This window comes from Hydrogenophaga sp. UC242_50 (assembly GCF_042697355.1).
GTDB lineage: Bacteria > Pseudomonadota > Gammaproteobacteria > Burkholderiales > Burkholderiaceae_C > Hydrogenophaga.
On record NZ_CP170553.1, the window covers coordinates 162,771 to 173,725 of the forward strand.

The 10,955-nt window shown below is 69.4% G+C and carries 13 protein-coding genes and 1 riboswitch; of the genes, 8 read left to right on the forward strand and 5 right to left on the reverse strand.

Translation table 11 applies throughout. The features are described 5' to 3' along the window. The first annotated feature begins 223 nt into the window (after positions 1–223). Genes paaA through ACFJGX_RS00885 form a run of 5 tightly spaced genes read left to right on the forward strand, consistent with a single transcriptional unit; the run spans position 224 to position 3,996 of the window. Positions 224–1,237 carry a 1,2-phenylacetyl-CoA epoxidase subunit PaaA gene (gene paaA / locus ACFJGX_RS00865; RefSeq protein ID WP_382327556.1) on the forward strand — a complete coding sequence of 338 codons (1,014 nt, stop codon included), beginning with the start codon at positions 224–226 and terminating at the stop codon, positions 1,235–1,237. Next, positions 1,234–1,530, forward strand: a complete 297-nt coding sequence (gene paaB / locus ACFJGX_RS00870; protein WP_382162383.1) for a 1,2-phenylacetyl-CoA epoxidase subunit PaaB — start codon at positions 1,234–1,236, stop codon at positions 1,528–1,530. Before paaA ends, paaB begins: the two co-directional genes overlap by 4 nt. Beyond that, positions 1,530–2,372 carry a 1,2-phenylacetyl-CoA epoxidase subunit PaaC gene (paaC, locus tag ACFJGX_RS00875; protein ID WP_382323030.1) on the forward strand — a complete coding sequence of 281 codons (843 nt, stop codon included), beginning with the start codon at positions 1,530–1,532 and terminating at the stop codon, positions 2,370–2,372. The genes paaB and paaC overlap by 1 nt, the downstream gene beginning before the upstream one ends. Before the next feature lie 9 nt (positions 2,373–2,381). Beyond that, positions 2,382–2,885 carry a 1,2-phenylacetyl-CoA epoxidase subunit PaaD gene (gene paaD / locus ACFJGX_RS00880; RefSeq protein WP_382323029.1) on the forward strand — a complete coding sequence of 168 codons (504 nt, stop codon included), beginning with the start codon at positions 2,382–2,384 and terminating at the stop codon, positions 2,883–2,885. A gap of 4 nt (positions 2,886–2,889) precedes the next feature. After that, the gene (locus tag ACFJGX_RS00885) at positions 2,890–3,996 is read left to right on the forward strand and encodes a 2Fe-2S iron-sulfur cluster-binding protein (RefSeq protein WP_382327558.1); all 1,107 of its coding nucleotides are present in this window, start codon (positions 2,890–2,892) and stop codon (positions 3,994–3,996) included. Positions 3,997–4,005: 9 nt separating this feature from the next. Here ACFJGX_RS00885 and ACFJGX_RS00890 read toward each other — a convergent pair whose 3' ends face one another. From ACFJGX_RS00890 to ahcY, 5 genes are all read right to left on the reverse strand, one after another. Next, positions 4,006–4,614, reverse strand: a complete 609-nt coding sequence (locus ACFJGX_RS00890; RefSeq protein WP_382323027.1) for an OmpW family protein — start codon at positions 4,612–4,614, stop codon at positions 4,006–4,008. 146 nt (positions 4,615–4,760) lie between these two features. Then, positions 4,761–5,195, reverse strand: a complete 435-nt coding sequence (locus ACFJGX_RS00895; RefSeq protein ID WP_382162399.1) for a septal ring lytic transglycosylase RlpA family protein — start codon at positions 5,193–5,195, stop codon at positions 4,761–4,763. Then, positions 5,192–6,022, reverse strand: coding sequence for a methylenetetrahydrofolate reductase [NAD(P)H] (gene metF / locus ACFJGX_RS00900; RefSeq protein WP_382162402.1), 831 nt, complete (start codon positions 6,020–6,022; stop codon positions 5,192–5,194). The genes ACFJGX_RS00895 and metF overlap by 4 nt, the downstream gene beginning before the upstream one ends. A gap of 15 nt (positions 6,023–6,037) precedes the next feature. Next, positions 6,038–6,790 carry a TlyA family RNA methyltransferase gene (locus tag ACFJGX_RS00905; RefSeq protein WP_382323026.1) on the reverse strand — a complete coding sequence of 251 codons (753 nt, stop codon included), beginning with the start codon at positions 6,788–6,790 and terminating at the stop codon, positions 6,038–6,040. A gap of 8 nt (positions 6,791–6,798) precedes the next feature. Continuing rightward, entirely contained in the window at positions 6,799–8,229 is a 1,431-nt protein-coding gene (gene ahcY, locus ACFJGX_RS00910; RefSeq protein ID WP_382323025.1) for an adenosylhomocysteinase, read from the reverse strand. Between the two features lie 67 nt (positions 8,230–8,296). Beyond that, a riboswitch (S-adenosyl-L-homocysteine riboswitch) is annotated at positions 8,297–8,385 on the reverse strand. A 102-nt stretch (positions 8,386–8,487) separates the two neighbouring features. Between ahcY and ACFJGX_RS00915 the strand changes: the two genes are divergently transcribed. From ACFJGX_RS00915 to ACFJGX_RS00925, 3 genes are all read left to right on the forward strand, one after another. Next, positions 8,488–9,288: an HAD-IIB family hydrolase gene (locus ACFJGX_RS00915; protein ID WP_382328840.1), complete on the forward strand. Its 801-nt coding sequence runs from the start codon at positions 8,488–8,490 to the stop codon at positions 9,286–9,288. Continuing rightward, positions 9,285–10,520, forward strand: a complete 1,236-nt coding sequence (locus ACFJGX_RS00920) for an MFS transporter (protein ID WP_382327560.1) — start codon at positions 9,285–9,287, stop codon at positions 10,518–10,520. Before ACFJGX_RS00915 ends, ACFJGX_RS00920 begins: the two co-directional genes overlap by 4 nt. Before the next feature lie 84 nt (positions 10,521–10,604). After that, positions 10,605–10,955, forward strand: coding sequence for a hypothetical protein (locus ACFJGX_RS00925; RefSeq protein WP_382323023.1), 351 nt, complete (start codon positions 10,605–10,607; stop codon positions 10,953–10,955).

Genomic DNA, 10,955 nt, shown 5'->3' on the forward strand with positions numbered 1-10,955 from the left:
CCAGCGAGTCGTTGTTCATCAGGAAGAGACAGGTGTTGCATGCGCTCCACTCTAGGGTCGGGCCGACGGAGTAAGGTAAGCGGATGTAGAAGACGACCGCTCCTCGGCCAGGCAGCGCCGCCGTTCCGAAAACCGTTGGGCGGGCGTTGCAAAATTAGCCGACCGATCGGTCGGCTAATTGGCTATACTGCGATCCGCACCCCCACTGCGCAGGAGATTCCGCATGTACACCCAGTCCTTCAATGTGCCCGACGCCGACGCCCAATCCGGCACCCCGCTCAAGGCCGTGCCCCATGACACCGCCCTGCAGGCGCACTTCGACGCCGTGATCGACGCCGACGGCAAGATCGAGCCGCGCGACTGGATGCCCGACGCCTACCGAAAGACGCTGGTGCGGCAGATCAGCCAGCACGCGCACAGCGAGATCGTGGGCATGCTGCCCGAGGGCAACTGGATCTCGCGCGCGCCCAGCCTCAAACGCAAGGCGATCCTGGTGGCCAAGGTGCAGGACGAAGGCGGCCACGGCCTGTACCTCTACAGCGCGGCCGAGACGCTGGGCACCAGCCGCGACCAGATGTTCGACGCGCTGCACAGCGGCAAGGCCAAGTACAGCTCCATCTTCAACTACCCCACGCTGACCTGGGCCGACGTGGGCGTGGTCGGCTGGCTGGTGGACGGCGCGGCGATCATGAACCAGATCCCGCTGTGCCGCTGCAGCTTCGGGCCCTATGCGCGCGCCATGATCCGGGTCTGCAAGGAAGAAAGCTTCCACCAGCGCCAGGGCTTCGAGTCGTTGATGACCATGATGCAGGGCACGGCCGAGCAGAAGGCCATGGTGCAGGACGCGGTGAACCGCTGGTGGTGGAAGTGCCTGGCGATGTTCGGCCCGCCCGACGCCGACAGCCCCAACAGCGTGCAGGGCATGCGCTGGGGCATCAAGCGCATCAGCAACGACGACCTGCGCCAGAAGTTCGTGGATGCGACCGTGCCGCAGGCCGAGGTGCTGGGCGTCACCCTGCCCGATCCGGCGCTGAAGTGGAACGAGGCACGCGGCCACCACGACTACGGCCAGATCGACTGGGACGAGTTCTGGGCCGTGGTCAACGGCGACGGCCCGTGCAACAAGGAACGCCTGGCCACCCGCGTGAAGGCCTGGAACGACGGCGCCTGGGTGCGCGAAGCCGCCCTCGCCCACGCCCGCAAACAACAGCAACGTGCCATGAAGGAGGCCGCATGAACACCACCACCTTGAAGGAATGGCCTCTCTGGGAGGTCTTCGTGCGCAGCAAGCAGGGCCTGGAGCACAAGCACTGCGGCAGCCTGCACGCCAGCGACGCCCAGCACGCGCTGCACCTGGCGCGCGACGTGTACACGCGGCGCCAGGAAGGCGTGAGCATCTGGGTCGTGCAAAGCAGCGGCATCACGGCCAGCGAGCCCGACAGCAAGGACAGCTTCTTCGACCCGGCCGCCGACAAGGTGTACCGCCATCCCACCTTCTACGAGATCCCCGACAAAGTGGGGCACATGTGATGAGCGGCACGGCACCGATCGACTACCTGCTGCACCTGGCCGACAACGCGCTGGTGCTGGGCCAGCGCAACGCCGAATGGTGCGGCCACGGGCCCATCCTCGAAGAAGACCTCGCGCTGGCCAACAACAGCCTGGACCTGCTCGGCCAGGCCCGCCTGCTCTACCAGCACGCGGCCACGCTGATCAACGCCGACCCGGCCCAGGCGCAGCGCTTCGCCCACCTGCAGGGTGCGCGCACCCACGGCGCGGTGACCGAGGACACACTGGCCTACTTCCGCGACACGCACGAGTTCCGCAACCTCACGCTGCTGGAGCTGCCGCACAGCGGCCCGCTGGCCAGCACCGCGTCCGGCGACCGCGACTACGCGACCACCCTCGCGCGCAACTTCCTCTACAGCGCGCTCATGGTGCTGGTGTGGGACCGGCTGCAGACCTCGGCCGATGCGCAGCTCGCCGCCATCGCGGCCAAGTCGCTGAAGGAGGTGCGCTACCACCTGCGCCACGCCAGCGACTGGCTGGTGCGCTTCGGCGATGGCACCGACGAATCGCACGCCCGCGCGCAGGCCGCGCTGCAGCACCTGCTGCCCTACTGCCAGGAGTTCTGGATCGGCAGCGAGGCCGAAACCGCCGCGGTGCACAACGGCACCGGCGTCGACGCGGCCGGCCTGCAGGCCGACTGGGACGCGCTGGTGGACGACACGCTGAACGAGGCCACGCTGCAGCGCCCCGCCGTGCAGGGTCATGTGCCGCAGGGCAAACACGGCGTGCACTCCGAGCACATGGGGTTTCTGCTCGCCGAGATGCAGAGCCTGGCACGCACGCATCCGCAGGCCGTGTGGTGAGCGCCCACCATGCACACCGAAATCCATGACGCGCTCGCCGGCCTGGCCGACCCGGAAATCCCGGTGGTCAGCCTGAGCGAGCTCGGCATCCTGCGCGGCGTGCGCACCGGCTCGGACGGTGTTCCCGAGGTGGTGATCACGCCGACCTACAGCGGCTGCCCGGCCATGGGCCAGATCGAGGACGACGTGCGCGCCGCGCTGGCGAACGCGGGCCTCACCGCGCGCGTGGTCACGCAGCTCGCGCCGGCCTGGACCACCGACTGGATGAGCGAGGCCGCGCGCGAGAAGCTGCGCGCCTACGGCATCGCGCCACCACAATGCGGCAGCGAGCCGCCGGCCTCCGCCGCGCCGCTGAAGTTCTCGCGCCAGGCCCTGCGCCGCGAGACCGTGCCCTGTCCGCAGTGTGGCTCGACCCACACCACCGAGACCTCGCCCTTCGGCTCCACCGCCTGCAAGGCGATGTACCGCTGCCTCGACTGCCTGGAACCGTTCGACTACTTCAAGCCTTATTGACGCCATGTCCACCGCCGCCCGCTTCCACGAACTCCCGATCGCCCGCATCAGCCCCGAGGCCGCCGGCGCGGTGGCGATCACCTTCGCGATCCCACCCGAGCAGCGCGCCACCTTCGCGTTCGAGCCCGGCCAGTTCCTCACCGTGCGCGCCACCATCGACGGCCAGGACGTGCGGCGCAGCTACTCCATCAGCAGCCCGCGCAGCCTGCTCACGCAGCGCGGTGAACTCACGCTGGGCATCCGCCCCGTGGACGGCGGCGTGTTCTCCAACTGGGCCGCGACCGCCCTGAAGGCCGGCGACACGCTCAAGGCGATGCCGCCCGACGGCCGCTTCACCGTGCACAAGCCGCGCGCGGTGCACCGCGTGGGCTTCGCGGCCGGCTCGGGCATCACGCCCATCCTCTCGCTCATCGCCAGCACGCTGGAGGAGTCGCCCGCCTCGAAGTTCACCCTCGTGTACGGCAACCGCCGCATGGGCAGCGTGATGTTCAACGAGTCGCTGCAGGATCTGAAGGACCGCTACGCGGACCGCCTCACGCTGATTCACATCCTCTCGCGCCAGGCGCAGGAAGTGCCGCTGCTCGAAGGCCGCATCGACGCCGACAAGGTGCGCGCCCTGATCGACACCCTGCTGCCCGTGGGCAGCATGGACGAGGTCTTCATCTGCGGCCCCGAGGCCATGATCGAGGCGACGGAAAAGGCCTTGCTCGATGCGGGCGTGCGCCCCGACCGCGTGCACACCGAGCGCTTCACCTCGCCCACGCTGGAGGCCTTGCCCGCCGCGCAGCGCCGGGCTGCCGTGCTCGGCCAGCCGGCCGTGCGCGCCGAGGGCGAGGTCGCGCTCACCGTGGTGCTCGATGGCAAGCCGCACCAGTTGCGCATGAACCGCGACGAGCGCGTGCTCGACGTGGCCCTGAACGCCGGACTGGACCTGCCCTGGTCGTGCCGGGGCGGCGTGTGCTGCACCTGCCGCGCCAAGGTGATGGAAGGCGCGGTGCAGATGGACAAGAACTTCACGCTCGAGCCCTGGGAAACCGACAAGGGCTTCGTGCTGAGCTGCCAGGCGCGGCCCACCACCGACCGCGTGGTGGTGAGCTACGACGAGCGCTGAAGCTGTCGCTCAGAAGCGCCAGCCCAGGCCCACGCCGACCAGCACGGGGTCGGCCTTGAACTGGCCGATCTTCGCGCCACCGGCGCTCACGTCGGTCTTGATGAAGACCTTCTTCACGTCCACGTTCAGGTAGAGCTGCTTGCTCAGCGGAATGTCCACCCCCACCTGCAGCGCCGGGCCGAAGCTGTGGCGCTTCACGTCGGCCGCGCCGCCCAGCAGGTGCACCGAGCTGAAGCGCGTGTAGTTGAGGCCCGCGCCCACGTAGGGCTTGAAGCCGGGCGCGTCGAAGTGGTACTGCACGGTCAGCGTGGGTGGCAGGTGGCGCAGCGTGCCGATGGCCGCGCCGTTGGACGTGAGGGTGTGTTTCTGCGGCACCGTGAGGATGAGCTCGGCCGCGAGGTGCTTGCTGAAGAAGTAGCTCACGTCGACTTCGGGCAAGCCCTTGTTGTTCATGGCCAGGCCCAGGCCGGTGCCGTCCTTGTCGGCGCTGTCCAGGTGCACGGCGCGGGCGCGCACGAGCACGCTGCCGGCCTGGAAGTCGTCCTGCGCCAGGGCGGCGCCCGAGGCGAGCAGGCAGGTGGACGCGAGGGCGGCCAGGGCGAAGTGGTGCGTATTCATGATGGTCTTCTGTGTTGCGTTGACTCGGGAGAATCCCCGCGTCCATTACAGAAGACCGTGCGTGGCGCGGCGTTGCGCCACGTCAAACCGGCCGGAGACCTGGCCCCGCTGGTGCGGGTTGCTTGACGCAGGTCAAGCCACGCGCGTCAGTCGCGCAACAGCACGACCCGGCCGACGCCGCCCTGCACGATGCCCAGCGCCGACGCGGCCGCGCGGCTGAGGTCGATGATGCGGCCCGGCACGTGCGGGCCGCGGTCGTTGATGCGCACCGTCACCTCCTTGCCCGTGCGGGCGTGGCGCACGCGCACGCGGGTGCCGAACGGCAGGGTCTTGTGGGCCGCGGTGAGTTCGTTCATGTCGTAGACCTCGCCGCTGGCGGTGCGCCGGCCGTGGAAAGGCTCGCCGTACCAGGACGCCAGGCCCCGCGCGATGACGCTCTCGCTGGCGTCCGGGGTGTCGGTGTCGTCGGCCGAGGCATCGGGCACGCTGCCCAGGTCGGGCATGTCCGGCGCTCGCGTCGCGCAGCCGCCGAGCCACAACAAGGTGGCCAGCGCCAGCGTGACCGCGGGCTTGAGGCTCATGCAAGACCGAGGCGCTGGACGATGTCCGTCGTGGCCCCGCTCTGGTTCATGGTGTAGAAGTGCAGCCCCGGCACGCCGCCGCCGCGCAGGCGGTCGCACAGGTCGGTCACCACGTCCAGGCCGAAGGACTTGATGGACGCGGTGTCGTCGCCGAAGGCCTGCAGGCGCATGCGGATCCAGCGCGGGATCTCGGCGCCGCAGGCGTCGGAGAAGCGCATCAGCTGCGTGGAGCTGGTGATGGGCATGATGCCCGGCACCACCGGCACGTCCACGCCCACGCGCTGCAGCTCGTCGCGGTAGCGGAAGTAGGCATCGGCATTGAAGAAGTACTGCGTGATGCCCGAATCGGCACCGGCCTTCACCTTGGCCGCGAAGGCCTCGAGGTCGGCCTCGGGCGAGCGGGCCTGCGGGTGCGTTTCCGGGTAGGCCGCCACCTCGATGTGGAATCGGTCACCGGTCTCGGCGCGCACGAAGGCCACCAGGTCGCTGGCGTAGCGGAACTCGCCACCCACACCGTAGCCGCTGGGCAGGTCACCGCGCAGGGCCACGATGCGGCGGATGCCAGCGGCCGCGTAGGCCGCCAGGCGCTCGCGGATGCTCGCGCTCGACTGGCCGATGCAGCTCAGGTGCGGCGCGGCGGGGCAGCCCTCGCCCATGATCTCGGTCACGGCCTGCAGCGTGCCGTCCTGCGTGGAGCCACCGGCGCCAAAGGTCACCGAGCAGAACTCGGGCTTGAGCGCGTAGAGCTGCTGGCGCACCGCGCGCAGCTTGACCGCGCCTTCGGGCGTCTTGGTCGGGAAAAATTCCAGGCTGATGGGAAGACTCACGGCCCCCTCCTTACATCACTTGCTCGCATACACAAAAAACTCGCGGTTGCCGTCACCCCCGGTGATCGCGCTCTCGACGTAGTCGCGCATCCGCAGGCCCTGCTCTTCGCAGGCCTGCGCGATGCGATCGCGCACGATGGCGTAACTCGCCGCGTCCTTCACCAGACCGCCCTTGCCGATGTGCCCGGGCTGCAGCTCGAACTGCGGCTTGACCAGCATCAGCATCTGCCCGCCCGGCGCCAGCAGCGGCACCAGGGCCGGCCACACCAGGGTCTGCGAGATGAACGACAGGTCGCCCACGATCAGATCGAACGGCGGCGCGCCACCCGCGTCCTGCAGCGCCTGGGCCGAGAGATCGCGCGCGTTGCATTTTTCAATGCAGATCACGCGCGGATCGCCCTTGAGCTGCGGGTGCAGCTGGCCCTGGCCCACGTCCACCCCCATGACCCGCGCCGCGCCCCGCTGCAACAGGCAGTCGGTGAAACCGCCGCTGCTCTGCCCCACATCGAGGCAGCGCAGGCCGCTCACGTCCAGGCCGGTGTGGCGCAGCGCGCCTTCCAGCTTGAGGCCGCCGCGCGACACATAGCGCGTCTCCGCCGTGTCCAGCAGGCGCAGCTCGGCCGCGTCGCGCAGCTCCTCGCCGTTCTTGGTGACCGCTGTCCAGTCGCCACCCGGCGCACGCCATTGCACGCCCGCGGCGATGAGCCGCTGGGCCTGCGAACGGGTGGCGGCCAGGCCGCGCTCGACGAGCAGCTGGTCGGCCCGCATGGGCGCGATCAATACCGGTAGGTGTCCGGCTTGTACGGGCCGGCCTTGCTCACGCCGATGTAGGCGGCCTGCTCGTCGGTCAGCTCGGTCAGCATGGCGCCGACCTTCTTCAGGTGCAGGCGCGCGACCTTCTCGTCCAGGTGCTTGGGCAGCACGTAGACCTGGCCCACTTCGTACTTCTTCGGCTGCGTGAACAGCTCGATCTGGGCGATGGTCTGGTTCGCGAACGAGCTCGACATCACGAAGCTGGGGTGGCCGGTGCCGCAGCCCAGGTTCACCAGGCGGCCCTTGGCCAGCAGGATGATCTTCTTGCCGTCGGGGAACTTGACGTGGTCGACCTGCGGCTTGATCTCTTCCCATTCGTACTTCTCGATCGAGGCGATGTCGATCTCGTTGTCGAAGTGGCCGATGTTGCAGACGATGGCCTGGTCCTTCATCGCGGCCATGTGGTCGTGCGTGATGATGGATTTGTTGCCGGTGGTGGTCACGAAGATGTCGGCCTTGTCGGCGGCGTACTCCATGGTCACGACCTTGTAGCCTTCCATCGCGGCCTGCAGGGCGTTGATGGGGTCGATCTCGGTCACCCACACCTGGGCCGACAGCGCGCGCAGCGCCTGGGCCGAACCCTTGCCCACGTCACCGTAGCCGGCGACCACGGCGACCTTGCCGGCGATCATCACGTCGGTGGCGCGCTTGATGCCGTCGACCAGCGATTCGCGGCAGCCGTACAGGTTGTCGAACTTGCTCTTGGTCACCGAATCGTTCACGTTGATGGCGCGGAACGGCAGCGTGCCCTTGACGCTCATTTCCTTGAGGCGGTGCACGCCGGTGGTGGTCTCTTCGGTCACGCCGATGATCTGGCTGGCCTTGCGGGTGTACCAGGTCGGGTCCTGCGCGAGCTTGGCCTTGATGGCGGCGAACAGGCAGGTTTCTTCTTCGCTGGTCGGCTTGCTGATGACCGAAAGGTCCTTCTCGGCCTTCTGGCCCAGGATCATCAGTAGCGTGGCGTCGCCGCCGTCGTCCAGGATCATGTTGGGGCCTTCGCCTTCCGTGCCGGCGGCGCCGAACTCAAAGATGCGGTGGGTGAAATCCCAGTACTCGGCCAGGGTCTCGCCCTTGTGCGCGAACACCGGCGTGCCCTGCGCGACCAGCGCGGCGGCGGCGTGGTCTTGCGTGGAGAAGATGTTGCACGAAGCCCAGCGCACGCTCGCGCCCAGGGCCTGCAGGGTTTCGACCAGCACCGCGGTCTGGATCGTCATGTGGATGCTGCCGGTGATGCGCGCGCCCTTGAGCGGCTTGGCGGCGGCGAATTCCTCGCGGATGGCCATCAGGCCGGGCATTTCGGTTTCCGCGATGCGGATTTCCTTGCGGCCCCACTCGGCCAGGGAAAGGTCGGCGATCGCGCTGTCGGCGGTCGGGTTGTTCAGACGTGCATTCATGGTTCGCTCCGGAAAGGATGGACAAACCACATCTGGCATTGAGTCAAAAAGAACTCATCGCACGGGATGTGGATGAGCGTCGTTGCATGGATGGTCCGAGCCTCACGCCCCGCTGCTGAAGTGTTCAGTGGGGGCGCTGCAACGCTCCTCGGATCGCGCGATTCTACCGCAGCGGCCTCGATCTGCCCCCTGCCGCGCGTCGCCGGTGGCACCTGCGGCGCCCGGGGCCCTGTGCGACACTGCCCGCCTTCCATGCGCATGAATCCCCTCACCCTCTGGCCCGCCACGGACCGCGCCCGCATCCACGGCGTGCTGACCGACATCGACGACACCCTCACGACCGAGGGCGCGATCACCCCCGATGCCCTGGACGCCTTGCACCGCCTGCGCACCGCCGGCCTGCCGGTGTTCGCCATCACGGGCCGGCCCGCCGGCTGGAGCGAGGCCTTCGCGCTGGCCTGGCCGGTGGACGCCATCGTGGCCGAGAACGGCGCCGTGGCGCTGTGGCGCGGCGACTCGGGCGAACTCAGGCGCGACTACCTGCAGGACGCGGCCACGCGCGCCGCCCATTTCGCGAAGCTGCAGGCCACCGCGCGGCGCGTGCTGGCCGAGCTGCCGCAGGCCCGCCTGGCCACCGACAGCCCGGGGCGCGAGACCGACATCGCGATCGACCACAGCGAGTTCGCCCACCTGAGCGAAGCCGACATCGCCACGGTGGTGCAACTCATGAAAAGCGAGGGCCTCAACGCCACCGTGAGCTCCATCCACATCAACGGCTGGATCGGCGAGCACGACAAGCTGGCCGGTGCGCGCTGGATCGTGCGATCGCGCCTGGGCCGCTCGCTCGACGACGAACTCGACCGCTGGGTCTATGTCGGCGACTCGACCAACGACGCGCGCATGTTCGGCCATTTCCCGCACAGCGTGGGCGTGGCGAACGTCGCGCGCTTCTGGGGCGCGCTCACGCAACACCCGCGCTACGTGGCCGCGGGCGAGCGCGGCGCGGGCTTCACCGAGGTGGCCGACGCGGTGCTGGGCGCGCGGGCCGCGGGCGCATGAGCGAACACCCGCTGCCGCCCACCGGCCCCCTGCCGGAGCACCCACCCGCCCAGGCCCGGCTCGGCCTGGTCGCGATCTTCGGCTCCACCTTCTTCGAGCTGGTGGGCTACTTCATGCTCACGCCGCTGCTGCTGTTGCGCCTCAAGGGCGGCGGCGAATCGACCGCGCTGGCCGGTGTGTTCGCCGCCAGCGGCTGGCTCGGCGTGTTCTTCATGACGCCGTTCGCCTCGGCCATCACGCAGCGCCTGGGCCGGCGGCCCACGCTGTGGCTGGCCGCGCTGATCCCGGTGATCGCCACCGCCGGCTTCGCCTTCACGCCGCTGCTGTGGCTCTGGTTCGTGTTCAAGATCGCCGCCGGCATGGCCTCGGGCCTGCGCTGGGTGCTGGCCGAGGCCGTGGTGGCCGAGTTCTCGCCGCCCGGGCAGCGCGGGCGCTACGTGGGCATCTTCGAGACCATGGTGGGCATCACCTTCGTGGTCGGCCCGCTCATGCTGGCCTGGGTCGGCGCCGACAGCGACGCGGCCCTGTGGATCGCGCTCGGCTTCATGGCCATCGGCCTGGTCTGGAGCCTGCTGATCCCGCGCCTGCCCGACGCGGCCGACGCGCACAGCGCGAAGGTGGGCCTGTCGGGCGTGTGGCACGCGCTGCTGGCCCATCCGCTGATCATGACCGTGGGCTTCGTCGGCGGTTTCTTCGAAAGCGGCCTCACGTCCATCCTGCCGCTCTACGGCCTGGCGCTGGGCCTGGGCGCCACCGTGGCGGCGCTGCTGGTCTCGGCCAGCGGCCTGGGCAGCGCGCTCATGATGCTGCCGGCCGGCGTGCTGGCCGACCGCATGGCCCACCACCCGGCGCAGCGCTGGGGCGACGGCCACCGCGCGCGCCTGGCGATCATGCGGGTCTGCGCCCTGATCACCCTGCTGCGCAACCTTGGTCATCCCCTTCGTGGCCGGCACGCCCTGGCTGGCCGCGCCCGTGGCCTTCCTCTGGGGCGGCGCGGGCGGTTGTCTGTACACGCTGGCGATGATCGACATCGGCTCGCGCGAGGAAGGCATCACCCTGGTCAACAGCACCGCCGTGCTGGTGCTGTCCTACACCCTGGGCGGGGTGCTCGCGCCCGCGCTGGGCGCCGCCGCGCTGCAGTGGGCGCCCACGCTGGGCTTCCCGGCCCTGCTGCTGTCGGTCGCCGGCCTGGGCTGGTGGCTGTTGAGACGGACCGTTTCGGCCCCATCTGAAGGAACCCCACGCGGCTGAGGGCCTCCTAACCTGACAAGAGAAAGGATCTCCTCATCGCCATTCCCTGGCTGGTTGCCCTGAAAGTGATCCCCTGGGGGGACGTGATCGAACACGCGCCCACGGTGCTCAACGCCGCGCGCAAGCTGCTGGACCGCTCGAAGGCGCCACCCGCCGGCACGACCGCGCCGGTGCCGCTGGACCTGGGCGACGCCCCGCCCACCCTGGGGGAACTCAAGAACCGCCTGATCGAAGCGCGGCAGCTGATCGACCAGCAGGCCGCGGTGCAGGCCCAGATGGCGCAGACCCTGACCGAACTGGCCGAGCAGAACGCGCGCCTGGTGGGTGCCGTGGACCTGCTGCGCAAGCGCACGCGCCTGCTGATGGGGGCCCTGGCCGTGCTGGCGGTGGGCGTGGTCTGGCTGCTCGCGCGCTGA